This is a genomic window from Agromyces cerinus (assembly GCF_016907835.1).
GTDB lineage: Bacteria > Actinomycetota > Actinomycetes > Actinomycetales > Microbacteriaceae > Agromyces > Agromyces nitratus.
The window spans coordinates 3,493,390-3,514,601 of sequence record NZ_JAFBCT010000001.1; the positions used below are offsets into that span (position 1 = coordinate 3,493,390).

The following is a 21,212-nucleotide window of genomic DNA, read 5'->3' on the forward strand; positions in this document are numbered from 1 at the left end:
GTTCGCCGAGCGTTCCCGGCCGCTCATCGATCGATGGCTAGAGTTGCAGCATGGCGGCTCCAGAGCAGCGCATCGGCGCCCGCGTACCCCGGCCTCGGCGGCTGCGTCGGGAGGCCTGGGGCTTCGCCGTGGGCTCCCTCTGCTTCCTCGTCGGCGCCATCCCGTTCTACGCGGAGTGGGTGGGCGGCGTCGGGGTCGGCATCACCTTCTTCGTCGGCTCGGTCTTCTTCACGCTCGCCGCATTCATCCAGCTGAGCCTCAGCGGCCGCCGCGTTCCGAGAGGCGGCACCAGCCACGCCGACTTCTGGGACTGGTGGGCAGCGGCGGTGCAGTTCGCCGGCACGCTCTGCTTCAACGTGAGCACCGCGGTCGCGCTCGCCGCGGCCGTCGCAGACCCGACGAAGCTCGGTGCGGGTTGGCGGCCCGACGCGTTCGGCTCGGTCGCATTCCTCGCAGCGAGCGCCTTCGCGATCATGGCGACGAAGGATCGCGGCCAGCTCTGGGACCGCGACGCCCGCACCTGGCACGGCACGTGGCTCAACATGCTCGGCTCGATCGCGTTCGCCGTCTCGGCGGTCGGCGCCTACGTCGATCCCGACACCGGCACGCTCACGAGCATGTTCTGGGCGAACCTCGGCACCCTCCTCGGCGCGCTGTGCTTCCTCTTGGCGGCACTCCTCTCGCGTCGCACGATCGGCGAAGAGCCCGCGCCCACCGAGTGACGACGGGCCTGCGGCATCCGCTCGGTTCGGGCTCGTGTGCGGTTGTCCCTGCCCGATCTGGTAAGCTGGCTCGTTGGCTGGGCACTTCCACTGCCCATGCCGCGACACTCCCCATCGAAACCACGCGAGAAATCGCGGGCTTCCGCATGGGGAAGGTCAGCAGACAAGAGACCTTGGGAGGGGCATCCGCCCCTCGGTATTGGAGGAAACCAATGGCAGCAGTGTGCCAGGTGACTGGAGCCGTTCCCGGCTTCGGGCACAACATCTCGCACTCGCACCGCCGGACGAAGCGCCGCTTCGACCCGAACGTGCAGAAGAAGACCTATTTCGTGCCGTCGCTGCGTCGCAGCATCACCATCAACGTGTCCGCCAAGGGCATCAAGGTGATCGACGCTCGTGGCATTGAGGCAGTGGTCAAGGACATGCAGGCACGTGGGGTGAAGCTCTAATGGCGAAGGCACAGGACATCCGGCCGATCATCAAGCTTCGGTCGACCGCCGGCACCGGGTACACCTACGTGACCCGCAAGAACCGCCGCAACAACCCCGACCGCCTCGTGCTCAAGAAGTACGACCCTGTAGTGCGCAAGCACGTCGACTTCCGAGAGGAGCGCTAAGAATGGCGAAGAAGAGCAAGATCGCGCGCAACGAACAGCGCAAGGTGATCGTCGAGCGGTACGCCGCGAAGCGCCTCGAGCTGAAGAAGGCGCTCGTCGACCCCAACGGCACCGACGAGAGCCGTGAGGCCGCTCGCAAGGGCCTGCAGAAGCTTCCCCGCAACGCGTCGCCGGTTCGCCTGCGCTCGCGTGACGCCATCGACGGCCGCCCCCGTGGTGTGCTCACGAAGTTCGGTGTCTCGCGTGTCCGCTTCCGCGACATGGCGCACCGTGGCGAGCTGCCCGGCATCACCAAGTCGAGCTGGTAGTCACGTAGCTTCACGCTTCACCGAGAGGGGCGTCCGGGGTCTCCCCGGGCGCCCCTCTCGCGTACCCGGCGCCGTCCGGCGAGACGCGAATCGATCGAGTATCGCGCGACACGCCGGAGCGAAGGTGCTCGAAACGGCCGGAAATCCGCGGGATTCCGCGGAACTCTGTTACATTCGAGGCGGCCTGATCGGCCACCGGGGGCGGTTGAACGATCGTTCCCAGGAACTCACCAAATGCTGTACCGAACAGCGAACGTCCGAGGAGGACATTCAATGGCTGACAAGTCGCTCAACAAGACCGAGCTCGTCGCGAAGGTCGCAGCGTCGACCGGACAGAGCCAGGCCACCGTCGACGCCGTTCTCGGCGGCCTCTTCGAGGCGCTCGCCGAGTCCGTCGGCTCGGGCACCAAGGTCTCCATCCCGGGCTGGCTCGCCGTCGAGCGCACGCACCGCGCTGCGCGCACGGGCCGCAACCCGCAGACCGGTGCCGAGATCCAGATCCCGGCCGGCTACTCGGTCAAGGTCTCGGCCGGCTCGAAGCTCAAGGCTGCTGCGAAGTAACTGCGACTTCCCGAAGGGGCGTACGGCGTGAGCCGTGCGCCCCTTCGTCGTCTCCGCCGGGCGCCCGCTCTGGGCGGACGCACGGGCACGGCCGTCTAGGCTGGTTCGGTGCCCCGCTCCGTTCGAGTGCTCGGCCCTGCCGCACTCATCGCCGTCGCCCTCGCCGCGACATTCGCCGGCCTCGCCTACGGCGGGGGCGCGGCCGAACAGCTGATCCAGGACCCCGGGCCCCTCGCCCGCTTCGGCGTGCCCGTCGCGAAGCTCTTCGTGAACCTCGGCGCTGCGGGCATGATCGGCGCCCTCGTGCTCGCGGTCTGGGCGCTCAGCCCGAAGCGACGCGAGTTCGACCTGGCGCTCGATGTCGCCGCGGCATCCGCTGCCGTCATGACGGTCGCGAGCGCGGCGACCGGCCTCTTCACCTTCCTGCTCGTCACGAGCGTGCCGTTCGACCTGAGCGACGCGTTCGGGCAGAAGCTGGGCCAGTTCGTCACGACCATCGAGCTCGGGCAGGCCTGGCTCACCACGACGCTCGTCGCGGCCGCCGTCACCGTGCTGTGCTTCGCCGTGCGCAACCACACCGCACTCGTGTTCGTGACGGTGCTCGCGGTCGCCTCGCTCGTGCCGCTCGCGCAGCAGGGCCACGCGGCGGGCGCCGCCGGCCACGCCGCCGCCGTCACCGGGCTCGGCCTGCACCTCGTCTTCGCCTCGGTGTGGCTCGGCGGACTCGTCACGATCGTGCTGCTGAAGGGCGAGCTCGGCGAGAAGCGACTGCCCGTCGTGCTCGCGCGCTACTCGACCGTGGCGCTCATCAGCTTCATCGTCGTCGCGCTCTCGGGCTATGCGAGTGCCGCGCTCCGCATCGGCGACTGGGACCAGCTGTTCACGCCCTACGGCATGCTCGTCGTCGTCAAGGTGGTCGCGCTCATCGCGCTCGGACTCTTCGGCGCCGCGCAGCGCCGGTTCCTGATCGGGCGGATGTCGCGGGGCGACCGGTCTCGAGGCTCGTTCTGGTGGCTCGTCGTCGCCGAGCTCGCGTTCATGGGGCTCGCCTCGGGCGCGGCCGCCGCGCTCGCCCGTACGGCCACCCCGGTCTCCGAAGAGGAGGCGGGCTCACTCGCCCGCACGCCTGCGGAGATCCTCACCGGGGAGCCCCTGCCGCCGTGGCCGGACTGGACGCGGTTCTTCACCGAGTGGAACCCCGATCTCATCTGGCTGCTCGCATGCGGCTTCGGCATCTTCTTCTACATCGCCGGTGTGCGACGCCTCCGCAAGCGCGGCGACCGTTGGCCGATCTACCGCACGGTGCTCTGGGTCTCGGGCCTCCTGCTGCTCGTCTACATCACCAACGGCGGCGTGAACGTCTACGAGCAGTACCTCTTCTCGGCGCACATGCTCGCGCACATGGTGCTCACGATGGCCGTGCCGGTGCTGCTCGTGCCCGGCGCACCGGTGACGCTCGCGGCCCGCGCCATCCGTGCCCGGAAGGACGGCAGCCGCGGCGGCCGCGAGTGGATCCTGCTCGGCGTGCACTCGAGGTTCGCCGGGTTCATCGCGAACCCGATCGTGGCCGCCCTGCTCTTCGTCGGCTCGCTCTGGGTCTTCTACTACTCGCCGCTCTTCCGCTGGACGATGTTCGACCACATCGGGCACGAGTGGATGATCGTGCACTTCCTCATCACGGGGTACCTGTTCGTGCAGTCGCTCATCGGCATCGACCCGGTGCCGTATCGCCTGCCGTACCCGTTCCGACTGCTGCTGCTGCTCGGCACCATGGCGTTCCACGCGTTCTTCGGTCTCGCGATCATGTCGAGCACCGGGCTCCTCCTGGCCGACTGGTACGGCGCGATGGGTTGGGGCACCGACGCGCTCGTCGACCAGCAGCTCGGCGGCGGCATCGCCTGGTCGATCGGCGAGATCCCAACGGTGGCGCTCGCCATCACCGTCGCCGTGCAGTGGGCGCGCAGCGACGAGAAGGAGTCGAAGCGGCGCGACCGCCACGCCGACCGCACCGGCGATGCCGAGCTCGAGGCGTACAACGCGCAGCTCGCGGCGATCGCCGAGCACGACCGCCCGCAGTAGCCGTGCTACTTCAGCCGGATGTCGATGGTGTCGTCGGGCGTGATCGTCGCTGAGAGGGCGAGGGTGAAGGGGCGGTCCTCGTCGAGCGTGTAGTAGTGCCCGTCGAAGAGCGACTGCACCTCGACCGTGATGTGGGCGACGCCCTCGGTGGGCGGCATGTCGAACGACGACTCGCCGGGCGTCAGGGTGACCTGCGGCGAGGTGACGATGCTCCACTCGGGGTCCCCCGTGACCCGGTCGTCGATCTCGATGCCGAAGGGGCACTCGGCCGGCTGCAGCACCGGTTGCGCGGCGCATTTGGCGAGGAAGTCGTCGACCTTGAACTGCACCCGTTCGACGAACGCCGGGGTCGGCTGCGCATCGACGGTGACGGCGGCGCGTGTTGAGGCGTCGGCCTGCAGCGGCACGGGCACGGCCTCGAGCAGCTCCGAACTGTAGGAGAACTCGTAGACGGCCGGTGCGATCGCGATGTAGGGAGTCACCTGGGTGAAGGCGGCGAGCTCGTCGCCCGACTTCAGGGCACGTGAGTCGAGGGTGAGCGAGCCGACCGTGAACGTCGGGTTGTGCGCGGCGGTGACGTCGATCACGGCGAGCGGGCTGACCGCGAACTCCCAGCGGTTCAGCACGCCGTAGAGCGGCTCGATCGGGCGCACGTCGAACGAGGACTGCACGATCGCTTCGGCGAGACGGTAGCTCGCGGTCACGGTGTGCGTGCCGTCGGCACGGGCGACGTCGCTCATGATGCGCACGTCTTCAGGCCCCGACTCGATGACACCGGTGCGCAGCATCGCGGTCGAGACGTTCGCGGGCAGGCTGAGCTCGGCGAGCTCGGCTTCGTCGAGGGCGACACCGGGGGTCGTGGACGCCTCGGCGATGTCGTCGTTGGCGATGGCCGAGAGGTAGCGCTCGATGAAGCTCGAGGAGCCGTAGATCGTCTGGTTCAGGGCGCCGAGGGCGGCGATGAAGGCGCCGACGAGGAGCACCGCGAGTCCGAGCCACCCGGCGACGGACAACGGCGAGACTCGACTGCCGCGCACCCCGGAGCTCCCCACCCGCACAAGTCTACGGGGCGCCGACGGCGGGAACTGAGGATGTCCACAGCTCTGCTCGGCGCCCGCAGCGGCCGGTTACAGTGGGATCGCCGCGCGTCGTCTTCCGCGGCATCCGCTCGCCGAATCGAAAGCGCCCCTGTGCAGAACGTCACCCTCAGCCGAGAACAGGCCGCGGTGTTCCAGGCCATCGAGGGCACGCGCGAGCACGTCTTCGTCACCGGTCGCGCCGGTACCGGCAAGTCGACCCTGCTGAACCATCTGAACTGGAACACGCAGAAGCAGATCGTCATCTGCGCGCCGACGGGCGTCGCCGCGCTGAACGTCGGCGGGCAGACGATCCATTCGCTCTTCCGGCTGCCGATCGGGGTCATCGCCGACCACGACATCGAGCAGAACGACACGGTGCGAAAGATCCTGAACGCCATGGACACGCTCGTGATCGACGAGGTCTCGATGGTCAACGCCGACCTGCTCGACGCGATGGACCGGTCGCTCCGCCAGGCCAGGCAGCGCCCCCTCGAGCCGTTCGGGGGAGCGCAGGTCGTGCTGTTCGGCGACCCGTACCAGCTCGCACCCGTGCCGGGGGACGCCGACGAGCGCGCCTACTTCGCCGACACCTACGACTCGATGTGGTTCTTCGACGCGAAGGTGTGGCGCGAGACCGACCTGCGCATCTTCGAGCTCGGCGAGATCCACCGCCAGCACGACGACGAGTTCAAGCACATGCTGAACGCGGTGCGGCACGGGATGGTGACGGCCGAGATCGCGGGTGTGCTCAACAGTGTCGGCGCGCGGCGGCCGCTGCCCGAGCAGGGTGCCATCACCCTCGCCACCCGCAACGACACCGTCAACCGCATCAACCGCACGCAGCTGCACCGGCTGCCGGGGCAGTCGCAGGGCAACGAGGCCGAGGTGAACGGCGACTTCGGCGGCCGGGCGTTCCCCGCCGATGAGAACCTCGAGCTGAAGCTCGGTGCGCAGGTCATGTTCCTCCGCAACGACACCGCGATCGGGCCCGAGGGCCAGCGCTGGGTGAACGGCACGATCGGCACCGTCACCTCACTCGATCGCGTCGTGCGCGTCGACGTCGGCGGCGAGGAGCACGAAGTCGAGCAGGTCACCTGGGAGAAGTACAAGTACACCTGGGATCCGATCCGCAAGAAGCTCGAGAAGCAGATCGTCGCGGAGTTCACGCAGTTCCCGTTGAAACTGGCTTGGGCGGTGACCATCCACAAGTCGCAGGGCGCGAGCTACGACACGGCGATCGTCGACCTCGGCCAGCGGGTCTTCAGCCCCGGGCAGACGTATGTGGCGCTGAGTCGTCTGACGTCGCTCGAGGGGCTCTACCTCGAGCGTCCGCTGCGGCCGAGCGACATCATCGTCGATCGCAACGTCGAGCGGTTCATGTCGGGCGCCGATCGCGAGATCACCGTGCCGCATCGCTGATCCGCCGCGCGGCAGCCGCCACGGAGCGCCCTCGACCCCGCGCCGCGGAGCGCCCGGTCCGGGCATCGCCCCCTGGCCGGGTTACAATTTCACCGGACACACGGCTGAGGGGAGCTAGGTGGCTGGCCAGACCAAGGTCGCACGTAGGCGGGGGCTTCTCGTCGTACTGCTCGTCGGAGCGCTCGGATTGTCGGGATGCACCGGCGGTGCCGTCGACCCGTTGGCGGGGCTCGATCCCGTCGACGCCGCCTTCGACAGCGAGCTCTCCGACCAACTGCAGGCGGTGCTCGACGAAGCCGTCAGGCTCAGCGGTTCGAGCGGCGGCGTGGCAGGGGCGTGGTCGCCCTGGTCGGGCGAGTGGACCGGCAACTCGGGCACCGTCGACTTCGGCGAGAAGTCCGAACCGGTCAGCGCCGGCACCGAGTTCCACCTCGGAACGCTCACGGGTGAGGTGACCTGCACCGTGCTGCTGCGCCTCGTCGAGGAAGGCCGTGTGGCGCTCGACGACCAGGTCTCGACGTACGTCGACTGGGTGCCCGGTCTCGACGGCATCACGCTGGGTCAGCTCTGCGCCCACACCTCGGGCGTCGCCGACTACTACCCGGGGCTGAAGAGCCATTTCGTGTCGAATCCCGAGCGCGTCTGGCCGGCCAACGAGCTCCTCTCGAGCGGGCTCGCGCTGCCGCGCGTCGGCGCTCCCGGCGAGAAATGGACCGAGTCGCGCACCGGAGTGCTGCTGCTGTCGATGGCGCTCGAGCGCAGCACGGGCCGCACATGGAACGATCTCGCCGCGCAATACGTCCTGGATCCGCTCGGGCTCGAGGACACGTCGTTGCCGTCGCCGACCGACACCGACTTCGACGACGCCCTCGGCGCCTTCTCGGCCGCACTCGCCACGAACGGCGAGGCCGATTGCGCCGTCATCCGCGATGACTCCGATCAGTCGAGCTCGATGGGCGGCGGCGCGGCGGGCGCGGTGTCGAGTCTCGACGACGTGCGTCGTCTCAGCGCCGCGTTCGCGACGGGTGCGCTGCTCGACGAGGCGACGGCACGCACGCAGTGGACGCCCATCCCCTTGGGCGGCGAGGCTCCCGCGTGGCAGAGCTGGGGGCTCGGTGGTGCGGAGTACGGTCCGATGCGCGGTCTCGCCGGCGAGTCGCCCGGCGCGCTGACGGCCGCGTTCACCGATCCCGAGACCGGGCTCACCGTCGTCATCGCGCTGAACAACTCGACCTCGGGTGGCGCCTTCGTCCGAGAGGCGGCCTTCGCCCTCGCGTCGCTCGCGTCCAAGGCTCCGCCGGCCGCCGAGCACGAGCAGCCGCTCGTCGAACTGCCGTGGTCGTTCGAGCAGGCGACGACCAAGATGAAGGAACTGGCCAAGTGTCCGACACCGGATCCCGCGGCCGAACCGGCGCCCGAGGGCTGAGCGCGGCGACGGTCTCCGCCCGTGCGGAGGGCAACTCGCACGCAGCAGGTGAGGAATCGTCGGGGCGGCACTAGGCTGGCGGCGTCCGGACTCAGATGCCGGACGAGGGGGTTGAGTCCCATGTGTCGTTGGCTCGCTTACGCGGGAGAACCGCTCCAACCATCGCTCGTCATCCTCGACGCGCAGCATTCGCTCGTCGCCCAGTCGCTCGACTCGCCGCTCGGTGCCGAGACGGTCAACGGCGACGGGTTCGGATTCGGCTGGTATCCCGTCGGTTCGACGGAGGGGAGCCTGCCGTCGATCTTCCACAGCGTCGAACCTGCGTGGAACGACGAGAACCTGCGCGAGATCACCGACGCGGTCGAGAGCCCGTTGTTCTTCAGTCACGTTCGCGCGGCCGCCGGGCCGCCGATCCAGCGCACCAACTGTCATCCGTTCCGGTATCTCAACTGGCTGTTCATGCACAACGGCGTGATCCACGGGTTCCACGAGTTGAAGCGCGATCTCACCTTCGCCGTCGACCGCTCGCTCTACCCGCACATCCAGGGCACCACGGATTCCGAGGTGCTCTTCCACCTCGCCCTCACGTTCGGCCTCCTCGACGACCCGATCGCCGGCATGAGGAAGGCCGTGCAGTTCGTCGAGGAGATCGGTCGGGCGCGCGGTGTCGACCACCCGATGCAGGGCACGATCGCGCTCGCCGACGGTGCGACGATCTGGGCGTTCCGGTATTCCTCCGAGGGCAGGTCGCGCACGCTCTTCCACTCCGTCGACATCCCGACGCTGCAGGAGATGTACCCGGATCTCCCGCGCCTGAAGCTCTTCGGCCAGCGGGCGCGCGTCGTGGTCTCCGAGCCGCTCAACGACCTGCCCGGCGCCTTCCTCGAGGTGCCGGAGTCGACGGTCGCGATCCTCGGCGCCGAGGGATACCACTACGAGCCGTTCATGGGCAGCACGGTACCGGCCTGACGGCCGACCACGACGCACCGTCTCGCAGGGGTGCAAACACGCCCGCGCCGGAGCATCCGGTGCCATACTGACCTCGGCTGCACCTTGCCGGAGGTCGCCGGGTCGAACGGCCCGCCCGACCGCACGTTCCACGTCGTGTCGTCGGAAGCGGGGATCAGATGAAGAAGTGGTCCGTTGTCGCGATCCTCGGGGCCGCGCAGTTCGTGATGGTGCTCGACGGCACCGTCATGAACGTGTCGATCTCGACCGTCGTCGTCGACCTCGACACCACGGTCACGGCCATGCAGGCGGCGATCACGTTCTACACGCTCACGATGGCGGCGCTCATGCTGCTCGGCGCGAAGCTCGGCGACGTGTGGGGGCGGCGCCGGGCGTTCGTCATCGGTTCGTGCATCTACGCGCTCGGCTCGCTCATGACCGCGCTCAGCCCGAACGTGCAGGTGCTCTTCCTCGGCTGGTCGATCATCGAGGGCGTCGGCGCGGTGCTCGTGATCCCGGCGGTCGCCGCGCTCATCGCCGACAACTACGAGGGCACCGACCGCATCACCGCCTTCGCGGTCATCGGCGCGGTGTCGGGCGCCGCGGTCGCCGCCGGCCCGCTCATCGGCGGCTTCCTCACGACCTACGCGAGCTGGCGTTACGTGTTCATCGGCGAGGTCGTCATCATGTTCTTCGTCGTGCTGTTCACGCGGGTCATCCAGGACCGCACTGCGCGGCAGGCCGCGCACATCGACGTCTGGAGCGTGCTGCTCTCGGCGATCGGGCTCGTCTTCGTGGTGCTCGGCATGCTGCAGAGCAAGACGTGGGGCTGGATCACGCCGTTGCACTCGCCCGAGATCGGCGGGGTCGAGATCGCCCCGCTCGGCATCTCGCTGTGCGCGTGGCTGATCGTCGCCGGCGCCGGGCTCCTGGCGCTGTTCGTGCGGCGTCAACGCCGCCTCTCGGCCGCCGGTCGCCAGCCGCTCGTCGACGTCGCGCTGTTCGGCATCACCCGGCTCCGCAGCGGCCTCGCGGTGCTCGGGGCGCAGTACGCGATCACGGCCGGCCTGTTCTTCATGGTGCCCGTGTACCTGCAGATGACCCTCGGCCTCGACGCGCTCGAGACGGGCCTGAAGATCTTCCCGCTGTCGATCTCGCTCATCCTCTTCTCGATCGTCGGCACGCGTCTCTCGCGGCTGTGGTCGCCGCGGCGCATCGTGCGCGTGGGCCAGATCGCGCTCGTGCTGAGCTCGATCCTGCTGCTCGCCTCGGTCGACCTCGAACTGCAGAGCTTCGCCTTCGGGCTCGGCATGTTCGTCGCGGGCGCCGCGCTCGGTCTCCTCGCCTCGCAGCTCGGCAATGTCAACATGTCGAGCGTCTCCGAGTCGCAGACGAGCGAGGTCGGCGGCCTGCAAGGGGTCTTCCAGAACCTCGGCTCCTCGCTCGGCACCGCACTCATCGGCTCGGTGCTGATCGGCGCGCTCGCCTCGACCTTCGCGCTCGGGGTGGCATCCAGCGAGCTCTCGGCCGAGACGAAGGCGCTGGTCAGCGAGGGCACCGAGTCCGGTGTCGCGATCCTCCCGGCCGCCGATGTCGCCGGCATCGCCGATGAGGCCGGCCTCGATGCGGCCGAGAGCGCCGAGCTCACCCGCATCTACACCGACTCCCAGATCTCCTCGCTGCACACCGCGTTCTTCGCGCTCATCGTGATCGCGTTCTTCGCCCTCTTCTTCTCGCGGGGCATCCCCAACGAGGTCATTGGCCGGAAGCCGGAGAAAGCGGATGCCCCGCCTGTGACGTGAGCCGGGCGGGAACGACGAGGAACGGGGGAGCACCATGAACACGCACCACGAGGCATCCGATGCCGTCGGAACGGCCCGCGGGGCCGCTGCGCCGCCGCCCGAACCGCTGCCCGATCCGACCGACTTCGCGGCTCGGGCCGAGTGGGGGCGCACCGCGCGCCGGCGCTCGCCACGCCCCGACCACGCGAACTGGGCGCCGACCGCCGACCGACCCGACCCGGTGGCGCTGCTCGAGGAACAGGCGACGAGCCGCGTGCCCGAGCTCATCCCGATCCGTCACGCGCGCATGATGGTCTCGCCGTTCACGTTCTACCGCGGGGCGGCGCTGATCATGGCGGCCGACCTCGCGCGCACGGCCGACTCGGGCATCACGGTGCAGATCTGCGGTGACGCGCACCTGTCGAACTTCGGCGTCTTCGGCTCGCCCGAGCGCAAGCTCGTCTTCGACATCAACGACTTCGACGAGACGCTGCCGGGGCCATGGGAGTGGGACCTCAAGCGGCTCGCTGCGAGCTTCGAGATCGGCTGCCGCTCGCGCGGCTTCTCCGGTGCCGAACGCCGCGAGGTGACGATCGCGGCCGTGCGCGGCTATCGCGAGCGGATGCATCGGGCGGCCGAGTCCCGCGTGCTCGACGCCTGGTACGACCGCCTCGATGCCGACACGCTCGCCGAGTGGGTGCGTACCGAGCGGCTCTCCGGCCACGCCGAGAAGGAGCAGGTCAAGCGCACCGATTCGATCCTCGCGAAGGCGAGGACCCGCGACAGCATGAAGGCCTTCTCGAAGCTCGTGCGCGTCATCGACGGTGAGCTGCGCATCGCCGGGGACCCGCCGCTCATCGTGCCGGTCGAAGACCTCGCGCCGGTCGGCCGCACGCGCGCCGACGACGAGCTGGCGATGCGCGATCTGCTGCGCGACTATCGCACGACGCTGCCGCTGTCGAGACATCCGCTCGAGGAGTTCACCTACCTGCACATGGCCCGCAAGGTCGTGGGTGTCGGCAGCGTCGGCACCAGGGCATGGATCGTGCTGTTGCGGGGCCGTGACGATGGCGATCCATTGCTGCTCCAGGCGAAGGAGGCGCAGGCATCGGTGCTCGAGCGCTTCCTCGCACCGAGTGCGTACGACCATCACGGCGAACGCGTCGTACGCGGCCAGAGGACGATGCAGGCGGCCAGCGACATCTTCCTCGGCTGGCAGCGCGCCACCGGCCACGACGGGGTCGATCGCGACTTCTATCTGCGCCAGTTGCACGACTGGAAGGGTTCGTTCGACATCGAGGCCAGCGTGCCGTCGGGCGCGAAGCTGTATGCGCGGGTCTGCGGCGAGACGCTCGCGCGAGCCCACGCCCGATCGGGCGACCGGGTCGCGATCGCCGGTTACCTCGGTGGCAGTGACCGCTTCGACGAGGCCATCGCCGACTTCGCGGTGGCGTACGCCGACCAGAACGAACGTGACTACCGAGCGTTCGTCGCGGCCGTGGAATCGGGTCGGCTGGAGGCGGCGTCCGAGGTGTAGCTCGCACTCGGGGGTTTCCACCCGTCAGGATCCGGGGGAGCGCCCGATGACGGCGCATCGCGCAGGTCGCGATGCTGGGCCGCATGAGCACCGGAACCAGGACCCCAGCAGCCGCATCCGCATCCGACTCGCCGCGAGCGCCGGGAGGAGGGAAGCCGCCGTCCCGCGTCGGCGGCTCGGTCGCGACGCGAGCCGCATGGACGTGGGTGCTGCTGTCGTCGCTCGCGATCGCCGTCTACGCCGTCGTGCCCTATCTCACCGCGTCACTGTCGGCGCTCTCCGATGACGGTGCAGGCCTCGCCCCCAATTACGACCGTCAGCCCGGGTTCGTGCAGCTCGCGTTCTACGCGCACATCGTCGCGGGCGGGGTCGCCCTCATCGTCGGCCCGCTGCAGTTCTGGCGCGGACTGCGCGTGCGGCATCCGCGTGTGCATCGATGGACCGGGCGCGGCTACCTCGTCGCCGTGCTGATCGCCGGCGTCGCCGGGCTCGTCATGGCACCCTTCAACTCGGCCGGCCTCGTGGGGTTCTTCGGGTTCGGCGCGCTCGCGGTGCTCTGGATCGTGACCGGCTGGCGCGCCTACCGCTCGATCAGGGCGGGGGATGTCGCGAGCCACCGCGCCTGGATGATGCGCAACTTCGCCCTGACCTACGCGGCGGTCACGCTGCGGCTCTGGATCGGCGTGCTGCTCGGCGTGCAGGCGCTGCCCGGCGACTTCGAGTTCGAGGCCGCGTTCGAGAACGCCTATGCGGCGGTGCCGTTCCTCTGCTGGATCCCGAACCTGATCGTGGCCGAGTGGCTGATCCGCCGTCGCGGGCTTCCGTCGTACGAGCTGCCGGCGGCGGCGCGGCAGCCCGCCACGACGGTCTGATCCGCGGGCCGCGCGTGGCTTCTGTAGCGTGCGGCCGCGCCTGCGCTAGGTTGGCGACAGATTCATCATCGGCGCCGGCACGGCGCCGACTCCGCGCGTCGGCGAAGCCGGCACGGTCGAAAGGCGATCACCATGTTCTTCCTCAACAGCATCTGGGACTGGTTCTGGTTCTGCTTCTGGGTGTTCGCCTACGTCGCCTACCTGTTCGTGCTCGTCTACGTGCTGATCGACATCTTCCGCGACCACAAGCTCAACGGCTGGTTCAAGGCCCTGTGGGTGATCTTCCTCGTCTTCGTGCCGTTCGTGACGGCATTGGTCTACCTGATCGCCCGGGGCAAGGGCATGGCCGAGCGCTCGGCTCGCAAGCAGGTGGAGTACGAGGAGTACTCGGAGGACGAGATCCGGAAGATGTCGTTCGCGAACCCGGCAGAGGAGATCGCGAAGGCGCAGTCGCTGCGCGAGCAGGGGCTCATCACCGACGGCGAGTTCGAGGCGCTGAAGAACAAGGCGCTCGGCGGCAAGTACTGACGCCTCAGCCGAGCGGCACGATCAGCGTCGGGTCGGCCGGGTCGACGGCGCGCGAGTTGTTGACCCGGCGGTCGACCTCGTAGTTCGAGATCGACGCGGCGACGCGCTCGGACTCGGCGGTCATGAGTGCGAGCATCTCGGCCTTGCCGGCGTCGTCGAGCTTCACCGGTGCGAGGTAGTCGTTCCATGCGTCGCGGGCGAGGAAGACGGGCATGCGATCGTGCACCTCGCCCGAGGCATCCCGAGCCTCGCGCGTGATGATCGATGTCGAGACCTCCCACTCCTCGCCGACCTTGCGTGCCGTGTAGATGCCGGCAGCGGCGAGCAGCGGCTGATCGCCGTGCAGGAACCAGGCCTGCTTGCTGCCGGGTTCGCCGGTCCACTCGTAATAGCCCCGCATCGGCACGAGGCAGCGGGATGACGCGAACGCGCCCTTCCACAACCCGTTGGTGGTGACGGTCTCGATGCGCGTGTTGAACTGCGGGCGCTTCGACTCCTTCATGAACGACGGCCGGAAGTTCCACACCGCCGGGTCGACCGAACGCCGAACCTCGCCGGTCTCGCTGTTCTTGCGCTCGCGCACGATGGGCACGACCTCGGTCGGCGCGATGGAGAACTGGGGCCGCCAGTCGCGGTAGTCGCCGCCCTCGGCGACGAACTCCTGGATCAGCTCGTCGATCTTGGCGTCGTTCGCGAATCGTCCGCACATGCTGCCAGTCTGCACCCGGCCGCCGACACGGACCAGAGCGGGCGCCGGCTGGAGGGCGGGGCTGAGCGGGGCGGGGATGGGGCCGCCGGGCCGGTGAAGGGGTCTCACCAGCCCGGCCATCGATGACCTACGCGGGTAGGGTCGCGGTCGCACCGATGGCGCACGCACGAGCGCACGCGTCACTCAGGGGCGAAGAGCGGTTGGCCCCCTCCTGCTCTCCGTCCGTCCACCACGACCGGTAGTGAGGAGGCTGCGAACCCGAATCGCAGTCGCCGCCGCCCGTGATGGTGGCTCGAGGCTATCACTGGAACCACCCCCTTTGGGGGGTAGGCGCGCGCGGGTGCGGATGCCGTGTCGCGGATGTCGCACGTTCATCGCGATTGGCGGCGCCAGTCCCTCGACGGTCAGGCTGCGGCGAACATCGCCGTGGCGACCATTCCGATCCAGTAGAGCGCCGCCGACAGTGCGAGGGCCGCCGCAGCGATGATTCCGACCTTCTGCCATGCCGTGGTGCGCGTGCGGAGGCGACGGCCCGAGGCGCCGACCAGATGCCGCTCCTCGGTTCCGCGGCTCGTGGTGACCGATGCACGCAACGCAGGAACAGGCCTGGGTAGGTTGGGCCGATGACTCACTCGCACCCCGCTCCGCACACGACCGGGTTCGTCGATGGCGCCGGAGGCGCGTCCATCTACTGGGAGGAGTCGGGCTCTGCAGCCGGTACACCCGCCCTCTGGCTCCACGGTGGCCCCGGCGGATCACTGGGGAACGGTTGGTTCCGCAGCATGTTCGATCCGAACCGGTATCGGTTGATCGGCATCGACCAACGCGGCAGCGGGAAGAGTCTCCCGAACATCCTCGACGCCAGAAGTACCCTCGGCGCGCACACCACGCAGCGGCTCATCGCAGACATCGAAGCAGTACGCGAAACCCTCGGCGTCGAGCGATGGGTCATTGCTGGTGCCTCGTGGGGAACCACCCTCGCGCTCGCCTACGCGCAGGAGCATCCCCAACGGGTGTGCGCTCTCGCCCTGATGGCGGTGACGACCACCAGTCGCGAGGAAGTCGATTGGATCACCGAAGGGGTGGGCCGTGTCTTCCCCGAGGAGTGGGCGGCGTTCGAACGTTCCTCGGGCCGGCTCGAAGGCGAGCGGGTTGTGGACGCCTACGCTCGCAGGCTGGCCTCCGATGACGCGCGCGAACGAGAAGCCGCCGCGCGAGCGTGGGACACATGGGAGGGCGTGCACGTCTCCCTCGACCATCCCGAGGCCAGGGGAACCGGGCATTCCGACCCGTCGGAGCGAGAAGCGTTCGCCACCCTCGTCACGCACTACTGGAGCAACGACGGCTTCCTTCCAGAGAATCGTTCCATCTTCGCTCGCATCGACCGCATCGCCCACATCCCTGCAGCACTCGTGCACGGACGCCGCGATATCAGTGGGCCGCCGATCACTCCCTGGCGGCTCCACCACGACTGGCCCGCGAGCACCCTCACCATCATCGAAACCGAGGGCCACGGTGGGTCGAACTCCATCGCAGCGCTGACGGCCGCCCTCGACACGTTCTCGATGGCGGCGAGTGGGTCGGCCGGCTCGCCGGCCCGATGACACGTGGAGCGGATGACGGGAATCGAATCCGCGCTCTCGGCCCAACGGGCCGTCCGTTGCCCCGGCCCGTCGCCGATATGCTCCCCAGCATGAACCGTCGCCTCCTCCTCATGCCGCTCGTTCTTGCCCTCGCGCTCACCGGCTGCCAAGCCGGCCCTGAACCGCAAGCGCAAACACCGGCAGTCACGGCGGAGCCCACGCCCACGCCCGAGATCGTCGAAGACAGGGCGCCCGACGGGACAGCGAGCAGGCCCTACGCCTTCGGCACCTACGCGCGGACGACCCCCGCAAGTTACTGGGATGCCACCATCACAGAACCTCAGGCTGACGCCACCGAAGCCGTGATCGCCGAGAACGCAGACAACCAGGTCGAAGACGGGTGGCAGTACGTGGCGGGCCGGATGACCACCGAGATGAACGAGAACATCACCGATGCCGATGAAGGACGGCCTGGAATGCCCACGTCCGTGCAGCCCGTCTTCGTCGGCTCCGACGGGCAGATCTACGACATCTGGAATGACGACGACAGCACCGTGGTCCTCACGGAGGATTGGATCGGAACCCCCACGGTGGCCATGAAGCCCGGAGTGACGTCGACTGGCCGATTCGCGATTCAGGTACCGACCGTTGCCGTCGCCGGGGGTCGGTTCGCGGTGCAGAACGAGGTGTCGGGCGACCTCATCTATTTCGGCGAACTGCAGCCGTAGCGTGGTTTCCAGCGGTGGAGCGGATGACGGGAATCGAACCCGCGCTATCAGCTTGGGAAGCTGAAGTTCTACCATTGAACTACATCCGCATGCGGCATCCCGTCGGCCGTCGAAGCGGCTGCAGGGGCAACGTCAGTCATCCTAGCAAGTGCGTTGCTACGCTGGCAGCGTGCTGCTCTCAGATCGTGACATCCGGGCCGAACTCGACGCGAACCGCATCGGACTCGACCCGTACGAACCGGGCATGATCCAGCCCTCGTCGATCGATGTGCGCCTCGACCGGTACTTCCGTCTCTTCGACAACCACAAGTACCCGTTCATCGACCCGGCCGAAGACCAGCCCGAGCTGACCCACCTCATCGAGGTGCGGCCCGACGAGGCGTTCATCCTGCACCCGGGCGAGTTCGTGCTCGCCTCGACGTACGAGGCCGTGACGCTGCCCGACGACGTGGCCGCCCGCCTCGAGGGCAAGAGCTCGCTCGGCCGGCTGGGCCTGCTCACGCACTCGACCGCGGGATTCATCGACCCGGGCTTCACCGGGCATGTCACCCTCGAACTGAGCAACGTGGCGACCCTGCCGATCAAGCTCTGGCCGGGCATGAAGATCGGCCAGATGTGCTTCTTCCGCCTGTCGTCGCCGAGTGAGCGGCCGTACGGTTCTGCCGAGTACGCGAACCGCTACCAGGGGCAGCGCGGGCCGACGGCGTCGCGCTCGTTCCACCAGTTCCACCGCACGGATGTCGGTGTCACCGACGCCGGCTCACGCGGCGACTGAGCTCTCGGGCTCTCAGAAGAACAGCAGTACGGCGGCGACGATCATCACCGTCGCCGTCGAGGCGTGGACGCCGAGCGCGACCGCCGGTCGGCCGTGGTTGCGGAAGATCATGAGCGCGTCGCCGATCGGGATGAGCGCTTCGACGAGCAGGATGACGGCCGCCGCCGCCGGCCCGAAGAACACGAGCATCGCCACGACGACGAGCCCCGAGACGATATCGCGCGGGCCCTTGATGTGCTGCCACGGCGTCACCTCGGGAGTGATCTCAGTCGTGAAGCCGAAGCCCTGCGAGGTGGCCGTCGGCGAGACGATGTACGAGATGCCGACCCAGATGATGCCCGCGGCGACGACGAGCGCGAGGGAGGCGCCGATCCAGGTCGCCGGGGTGAACTGTGCGAGATCCATGTGATTCCTTTCGATGAAAGATTTATTGCGACGCTAGCATTCCTTTCGACCGAGCGCTAGTGTCGGATCGTGGCAACGAGTGAACGCATGGCACGGCGACGCGAGCAGCGGCGGGGCGCGATCCTCGCGGCCGCGAGGGAGTTCGCCGAGGCCGAAGGCTGGCAAGCGGTGACGTCGCGCAGGCTCGCCGATGCGATCGACTACACGCAGCCGGTCATCTACTCGCACTTCGAGTCGATGGATGCGGTGATCGACGCGGTCGCGGTCGAGGGCTTCGGTGAGATCGCCGAAGCGCTCGCGCAGGCTCGCGCGAGCGAATCCCGCCCCGCGGCGGCGCTCGAGGCGCTCAGCCGCGCCTATCTCGGCTACGCCGCGGCGCATCCCGCCATGTACGACGCGATGTTCGTGCGCGGCTCCGGTCTCGCATTCGCCGACGCGAGCACACTGCCGCAACTGGTCGCGGGCTTCTCCGAGATCCGCGCCGCGGTCGCGCCATTCACCGAGCAGCCCGACACGCTCGCCGAGGTGCTGTGGGCGAGCCTGCACGGCCTGACGATGCTGCAGCGCACCCGACGCATTCCGGGTGACGGCGAGGATCGCCTGGCGGTGCTGCTCGCCCTCATCACGAGCTGACCGCGTCAGCGGGCGGCGGTCAGCGGGCGGGCGTCATCGAGCTCCGTCGACCGTCACGCGGTCGCCCGTGTCGCCTCGGACTCGGCGAGCGACACGTCGCTCGCGAGCAGGAACTCCATCACCGCGTCGAGTGTGCTGTCGGCCCTCAGCACCCGGTTGTGACTGAGTCCCGCCGTCGCGAGCAGCCGGGCTCGCCCGCCGTTCGCCGCGGCCAGTCGCTCCGATTCGCTGAACGGGATGCGCAGGTCGCCTCGGTCGTGCACGAGCAGCAGTGGCGTGCCGGCGGGCAGCGGATGCCGCACGGCTGAATAGCGCTCGAAGGGGTCGGGCCGCCCGCTGAAGTCGTGGGCGGCGTACCGCGCGGCGAGGGCGTCGCGAGTGGGGGTGTCGAGGCCGAGCATCGTGCCGAAGCCGTCGACGAAGACACGCGGGTCGGCTGCGCTGGCGATGCCGACGACCCGGGTCGCCGGGACTCCCTCGTGCACGGCCATGAGCGCGGCGAGTGAACCGAACGAGTGCCCGACGATCGCATGCCACGCTCCTTCGCGCCGGGTCAACTCGTTGATGACATCGAGGTGGTCGACGACGTACGTATGGCGACCGGGCGAGTCGCCGTTCGCCGGCCCGTCGAACGCGAGCACCCGGAACCCCTCGCTGCGGAGCTCGCGAACGAGCGGGGCGAACATGCTGGCGCGCGACTGCCAACCATGCGCGAGCAGTACGGTGCGCTCACCCGCCCCCCACTCGTAGGTGACGACATCGACGCCCGTGCCGCGGATGCCCGGGATGCGCACGGTGCCGCGACGGGCGGCGCGGTGGGTCGCGAGGTCGGTGGCGACGACGGGTGCGCGCTTGCCGACGCGCCGGAAGAGCGGGAGCGCGAGGGCCGCGCCGAGGTCGGGGGAGACGCGCGCCGCGGCGCGCACTCCGGTGGCGATGGCGGACGCTGCGGACATGGGTGCTCCTCACAATACGAACGGTCGTACGCACACTATACGAACGATCGTGCGTACAATCAAGAGATGAACGAGACCGACGGGCGACGGGTCAGAGGCGACGCATCGCGGCGCCTCGTGCTCGACCACGCCGTCGACCTCGCATCGGTCGAGGGTCTCGACGGCCTGTCGATCGGCCACCTCGCCGACGCGGCCCGGGTCAGCAAGAGCGGCGTCGCCACCCTCTTCGGCACGAAGGAGCGCCTGCAGCTCGCCGCTGTCGAAGCGGCCCGCCTGCGTTTCGTCGCGAGCGTCATCGAGCCGGCACGCGACGAGCCGCGAGGCATCCGCCGAATCGTCGCGCTGCTCGACGGCTGGATCGCGTACTCTCGCGACCGCGTGTTCACGGGCGGATGCTTCTTCGCCGCGACGGCAGCCGAGTTCGACGCGAAGCCGGGGCCCGTGCGCGACGCGCTCGCCATGGCGCTCACCGACTGGAGCAACTACCTCGCCGCATCGTTTCGATACGCCGTCGCTCAGGGAGAGGTCGGCGCCGACGAGGACCCTGAGCAGTTCGCCTTCGAGGCGACCGCGCTGCTCGACGCCGCCAACACCCGTTCGGTGATGGGCGACTCGAACCAGCCCTATGTCTTCGCGCGCCGCGCCCTCGTTGCGCGCCTGCGCGCCGCCGGGGCGGATGACGCGCTCGTCGCGCGGCTCGCCGACGTCGACGACCTCGCCGCCTGACGATCTCGTCGCGGGTGACCTCGACGGCCGATCAGGCGGTCGCGAACACGAGGGCGAGGGTCGTGTCGCCGCACGGCACGACGAACTGGCCGCCGGACAGCACCCCCGCCGCGGCCTGGCCCTGGTGCTCGTGCAGCGGTGCGAGCACGGACGCGAGCCCTTCGATCCGGAGCAGGGCGCCCGTCGCGTGCCGTGAATCGGTCGATGCGACGATGCGCCCCGAGGCGTTCACGAGCGTGCACGGATGCCCCGACTCGCGCAGCACCGGCAGCAGCTCCTGCTCGATGCGGGCGACGTAGGCATCGGTGCCCACGACCCCGGCCATCTCGCCGTCGACCGTCACGGGCGTGGTGATCGTGACCGTGTAGTCGTCGGTGCAGAGGTAGTCGACATAGGGGCCGGTGAGGTGGCGGGTGCCGGTGCGGGCGGGGGTGCGCCACCACTCGAGCGTCGTGTAGTCGCGGAACTGCTCGGCGTCGGGGTCGCTCTCGGCCTCGAGCCGGCGCACTCCTCCGTCGGCGGCGGCGCGGAAGGTGTTCGTGCCGCTCAGCCACCAGGCGAGGTGCCAGGGTGCGTCGGGCAGGAAGCCGGGCGCGGCCACGAAGCCGGCACCCGTGATGAGGCCGCTCGAGTCGTCGAGTGCGGGGCGGACGAGCGCCGAGATCACGGGGTCGAGGTCGGCGGCGTTCGGCTCGGCGACCTCCGCGAGGTGCGCTTCGAGCGCGTCGCGCCAGGTGTCGATCAGTGCGAACAGCGGGTCGATCGTCGCGGCGATGCGGTGGGCGATGGTGTCGGCAGCGTTGACGACGGTGGCGGTCATG

The 21,212-nt window shown here is 69.1% G+C and carries 24 protein-coding genes and 1 tRNA gene; 18 read left to right on the plus strand and 7 right to left on the minus strand.

Annotated features, from left to right (window positions below; all coding sequences use genetic code 11):
• Positions 1 to 50 precede the first annotated feature (50 nt).
• The 6 genes from JOE59_RS16270 to JOE59_RS16295 all read left to right on the plus strand — a co-directional run bounded on the left by JOE59_RS16270 (position 51) and on the right by JOE59_RS16295 (position 4,286).
• Positions 51 to 722 carry a YrhK family protein gene (locus tag JOE59_RS16270; protein ID WP_204462295.1) on the plus strand — a complete coding sequence of 224 codons (672 nt, stop codon included), beginning with the start codon at positions 51 to 53 and terminating at the stop codon, positions 720 to 722.
• A 212-nt stretch (positions 723 to 934) separates the two neighbouring features.
• Complete coding sequence (gene rpmB / locus JOE59_RS16275; protein WP_056654700.1) at positions 935 to 1,171, plus strand: 50S ribosomal protein L28; 237 nt, start codon at positions 935 to 937, stop codon at positions 1,169 to 1,171.
• Positions 1,171 to 1,338, plus strand: coding sequence for a 50S ribosomal protein L33 (gene rpmG / locus JOE59_RS16280; protein ID WP_022892462.1), 168 nt, complete (start codon positions 1,171 to 1,173; stop codon positions 1,336 to 1,338). Before rpmB ends, rpmG begins: the two co-directional genes overlap by 1 nt.
• Positions 1,339 to 1,340: 2 nt before the next feature.
• On the plus strand, positions 1,341 to 1,646 hold the full coding sequence (rpsN, locus tag JOE59_RS16285) for a 30S ribosomal protein S14 (protein ID WP_056654699.1): 306 nt from the start codon (positions 1,341 to 1,343) through the stop codon (positions 1,644 to 1,646).
• A gap of 273 nt (positions 1,647 to 1,919) precedes the next feature.
• The gene (locus JOE59_RS16290) at positions 1,920 to 2,207 is read left to right on the plus strand and encodes an HU family DNA-binding protein (RefSeq protein WP_056007305.1); all 288 of its coding nucleotides are present in this window, start codon (positions 1,920 to 1,922) and stop codon (positions 2,205 to 2,207) included.
• 108 nt (positions 2,208 to 2,315) lie between these two features.
• A complete protein-coding gene (locus tag JOE59_RS16295) occupies positions 2,316 to 4,286 on the plus strand; it encodes a bifunctional copper resistance protein CopD/cytochrome c oxidase assembly protein (RefSeq protein ID WP_204462296.1) in 1,971 nt (656 codons plus the stop codon).
• 5 nt (positions 4,287 to 4,291) lie between these two features.
• On the opposite strand, the gene JOE59_RS16300 is transcribed toward JOE59_RS16295, so the two are convergent.
• The gene (locus JOE59_RS16300) at positions 4,292 to 5,338 is read right to left on the minus strand and encodes a hypothetical protein (protein WP_204462298.1); all 1,047 of its coding nucleotides are present in this window, start codon (positions 5,336 to 5,338) and stop codon (positions 4,292 to 4,294) included.
• 138 nt (positions 5,339 to 5,476) lie between these two features.
• On the opposite strand from JOE59_RS16300, the gene JOE59_RS16305 reads away from it, so the two are divergent.
• The 7 genes from JOE59_RS16305 to JOE59_RS16335 all read left to right on the plus strand — a co-directional run bounded on the left by JOE59_RS16305 (position 5,477) and on the right by JOE59_RS16335 (position 13,876).
• Positions 5,477 to 6,784, plus strand: coding sequence for an ATP-dependent DNA helicase (locus tag JOE59_RS16305; RefSeq protein WP_307837096.1), 1,308 nt, complete (start codon positions 5,477 to 5,479; stop codon positions 6,782 to 6,784).
• Positions 6,785 to 6,902: 118 nt separating this feature from the next.
• Positions 6,903 to 8,210, plus strand: a complete 1,308-nt coding sequence (locus JOE59_RS16310) for a serine hydrolase domain-containing protein (protein ID WP_204462302.1) — start codon at positions 6,903 to 6,905, stop codon at positions 8,208 to 8,210.
• A gap of 120 nt (positions 8,211 to 8,330) precedes the next feature.
• Positions 8,331 to 9,179 (plus strand): class II glutamine amidotransferase, encoded by an 849-nt coding sequence (locus JOE59_RS16315; protein WP_204462304.1) that lies wholly within the window; start codon positions 8,331 to 8,333, stop codon positions 9,177 to 9,179.
• A gap of 158 nt (positions 9,180 to 9,337) precedes the next feature.
• Positions 9,338 to 10,960, plus strand: a complete 1,623-nt coding sequence (locus JOE59_RS16320) for an MFS transporter (RefSeq protein ID WP_204462306.1) — start codon at positions 9,338 to 9,340, stop codon at positions 10,958 to 10,960.
• Positions 10,961 to 10,994: 34 nt separating this feature from the next.
• A complete protein-coding gene (locus JOE59_RS16325) occupies positions 10,995 to 12,476 on the plus strand; it encodes a DUF2252 domain-containing protein (RefSeq protein ID WP_204462308.1) in 1,482 nt (493 codons plus the stop codon).
• An 83-nt stretch (positions 12,477 to 12,559) separates the two neighbouring features.
• Positions 12,560 to 13,348 (plus strand): DUF2306 domain-containing protein, encoded by a 789-nt coding sequence (locus JOE59_RS16330; RefSeq protein ID WP_204462310.1) that lies wholly within the window; start codon positions 12,560 to 12,562, stop codon positions 13,346 to 13,348.
• A 132-nt stretch (positions 13,349 to 13,480) separates the two neighbouring features.
• A complete protein-coding gene (locus tag JOE59_RS16335) occupies positions 13,481 to 13,876 on the plus strand; it encodes an SHOCT domain-containing protein (RefSeq protein ID WP_204462312.1) in 396 nt (131 codons plus the stop codon).
• A gap of 4 nt (positions 13,877 to 13,880) precedes the next feature.
• Here JOE59_RS16335 and JOE59_RS16340 read toward each other — a convergent pair whose 3' ends face one another.
• Both JOE59_RS16340 and JOE59_RS16345 read right to left on the minus strand, forming a co-directional pair.
• On the minus strand, positions 13,881 to 14,585 hold the full coding sequence (locus JOE59_RS16340) for an SOS response-associated peptidase (RefSeq protein ID WP_204462314.1): 705 nt from the start codon (positions 14,583 to 14,585) through the stop codon (positions 13,881 to 13,883).
• Positions 14,586 to 14,989: 404 nt separating this feature from the next.
• Positions 14,990 to 15,178, minus strand: coding sequence for a hypothetical protein (locus tag JOE59_RS16345; RefSeq protein ID WP_204462316.1), 189 nt, complete (start codon positions 15,176 to 15,178; stop codon positions 14,990 to 14,992).
• A 30-nt stretch (positions 15,179 to 15,208) separates the two neighbouring features.
• On the opposite strand from JOE59_RS16345, the gene JOE59_RS16350 reads away from it, so the two are divergent.
• Positions 15,209 to 16,189: an alpha/beta fold hydrolase gene (locus tag JOE59_RS16350; RefSeq protein WP_204462318.1), complete on the plus strand. Its 981-nt coding sequence runs from the start codon at positions 15,209 to 15,211 to the stop codon at positions 16,187 to 16,189.
• 89 nt (positions 16,190 to 16,278) lie between these two features.
• A complete protein-coding gene (locus tag JOE59_RS16355; RefSeq protein ID WP_204462325.1) occupies positions 16,279 to 16,896 on the plus strand; it encodes a hypothetical protein in 618 nt (205 codons plus the stop codon).
• Between the two features lie 15 nt (positions 16,897 to 16,911).
• Here JOE59_RS16355 and JOE59_RS16360 read toward each other — a convergent pair.
• Positions 16,912 to 16,985: transfer RNA gene (locus JOE59_RS16360), tRNA-Gly, on the minus strand.
• 80 nt (positions 16,986 to 17,065) lie between these two features.
• Here JOE59_RS16360 and dcd point away from each other — a divergent pair.
• The gene (gene dcd / locus JOE59_RS16365) at positions 17,066 to 17,671 is read left to right on the plus strand and encodes a dCTP deaminase (RefSeq protein ID WP_056007332.1); all 606 of its coding nucleotides are present in this window, start codon (positions 17,066 to 17,068) and stop codon (positions 17,669 to 17,671) included.
• A gap of 12 nt (positions 17,672 to 17,683) precedes the next feature.
• Here the strand turns inward: dcd and JOE59_RS16370 are convergent, their stop codons facing one another.
• Positions 17,684 to 18,076 (minus strand): DUF4267 domain-containing protein, encoded by a 393-nt coding sequence (locus JOE59_RS16370; RefSeq protein WP_204462327.1) that lies wholly within the window; start codon positions 18,074 to 18,076, stop codon positions 17,684 to 17,686.
• Positions 18,077 to 18,145: 69 nt separating this feature from the next.
• Between JOE59_RS16370 and JOE59_RS16375 the strand changes: the two genes are divergently transcribed.
• Positions 18,146 to 18,709 (plus strand): TetR/AcrR family transcriptional regulator, encoded by a 564-nt coding sequence (locus tag JOE59_RS16375; protein ID WP_204462329.1) that lies wholly within the window; start codon positions 18,146 to 18,148, stop codon positions 18,707 to 18,709.
• Between the two features lie 53 nt (positions 18,710 to 18,762).
• Here the strand turns inward: JOE59_RS16375 and JOE59_RS16380 are convergent, their stop codons facing one another.
• Entirely contained in the window at positions 18,763 to 19,665 is a 903-nt protein-coding gene (locus tag JOE59_RS16380) for an alpha/beta hydrolase family protein (RefSeq protein WP_204462331.1), read from the minus strand.
• A 66-nt stretch (positions 19,666 to 19,731) separates the two neighbouring features.
• On the opposite strand from JOE59_RS16380, the gene JOE59_RS16385 reads away from it, so the two are divergent.
• Entirely contained in the window at positions 19,732 to 20,391 is a 660-nt protein-coding gene (locus JOE59_RS16385) for a TetR/AcrR family transcriptional regulator (RefSeq protein ID WP_204462333.1), read from the plus strand.
• A gap of 31 nt (positions 20,392 to 20,422) precedes the next feature.
• Here the strand turns inward: JOE59_RS16385 and JOE59_RS16390 are convergent, their stop codons facing one another.
• The gene (locus JOE59_RS16390; protein WP_204462335.1) at positions 20,423 to 21,211 is read right to left on the minus strand and encodes a PDC sensor domain-containing protein; all 789 of its coding nucleotides are present in this window, start codon (positions 21,209 to 21,211) and stop codon (positions 20,423 to 20,425) included.
• Position 21,212: the final 1 nt, after the last annotated feature.

What these genes read in the sequence shown, in the direction of transcription:
- JOE59_RS16270 (WP_204462295.1), top strand. Translation starts at nt 51, where the DNA reads ATGGCGGCTCCAGAGCAGCGCATCGGCGCCCGCGTACCCCGGCCTCGG.
- rpmB (WP_056654700.1), top strand. Translation starts at nt 935, where the DNA reads ATGGCAGCAGTGTGCCAGGTGACTGGAGCCGTTCCCGGCTTCGGGCAC.
- rpmG (WP_022892462.1), top strand. Translation starts at nt 1,171, where the DNA reads ATGGCGAAGGCACAGGACATCCGGCCGATCATCAAGCTTCGGTCGACC.
- rpsN (WP_056654699.1), top strand. Translation starts at nt 1,341, where the DNA reads ATGGCGAAGAAGAGCAAGATCGCGCGCAACGAACAGCGCAAGGTGATC.
- JOE59_RS16290 (WP_056007305.1), top strand. Translation starts at nt 1,920, where the DNA reads ATGGCTGACAAGTCGCTCAACAAGACCGAGCTCGTCGCGAAGGTCGCA.
- JOE59_RS16315 (WP_204462304.1), top strand. Translation starts at nt 8,331, where the DNA reads ATGTGTCGTTGGCTCGCTTACGCGGGAGAACCGCTCCAACCATCGCTC.
- JOE59_RS16320 (WP_204462306.1), top strand. Translation starts at nt 9,338, where the DNA reads ATGAAGAAGTGGTCCGTTGTCGCGATCCTCGGGGCCGCGCAGTTCGTG.
- JOE59_RS16325 (WP_204462308.1), top strand. Translation starts at nt 10,995, where the DNA reads ATGAACACGCACCACGAGGCATCCGATGCCGTCGGAACGGCCCGCGGG.
- JOE59_RS16330 (WP_204462310.1), top strand. Translation starts at nt 12,560, where the DNA reads ATGAGCACCGGAACCAGGACCCCAGCAGCCGCATCCGCATCCGACTCG.
- JOE59_RS16335 (WP_204462312.1), top strand. Translation starts at nt 13,481, where the DNA reads ATGTTCTTCCTCAACAGCATCTGGGACTGGTTCTGGTTCTGCTTCTGG.
- JOE59_RS16340 (WP_204462314.1), bottom strand. Translation starts at nt 14,585, where the DNA reads ATGTGCGGACGATTCGCGAACGACGCCAAGATCGACGAGCTGATCCAG.
- JOE59_RS16350 (WP_204462318.1), top strand. Translation starts at nt 15,209, where the DNA reads ATGACTCACTCGCACCCCGCTCCGCACACGACCGGGTTCGTCGATGGC.
- JOE59_RS16355 (WP_204462325.1), top strand. Translation starts at nt 16,279, where the DNA reads ATGAACCGTCGCCTCCTCCTCATGCCGCTCGTTCTTGCCCTCGCGCTC.
- JOE59_RS16370 (WP_204462327.1), bottom strand. Translation starts at nt 18,076, where the DNA reads ATGGATCTCGCACAGTTCACCCCGGCGACCTGGATCGGCGCCTCCCTC.
- JOE59_RS16380 (WP_204462331.1), bottom strand. Translation starts at nt 19,665, where the DNA reads ATGTCCGCAGCGTCCGCCATCGCCACCGGAGTGCGCGCCGCGGCGCGC.
- JOE59_RS16385 (WP_204462333.1), top strand. Translation starts at nt 19,732, where the DNA reads ATGAACGAGACCGACGGGCGACGGGTCAGAGGCGACGCATCGCGGCGC.
- JOE59_RS16390 (WP_204462335.1), bottom strand. Translation starts at nt 21,211, where the DNA reads ATGACCGCCACCGTCGTCAACGCTGCCGACACCATCGCCCACCGCATC.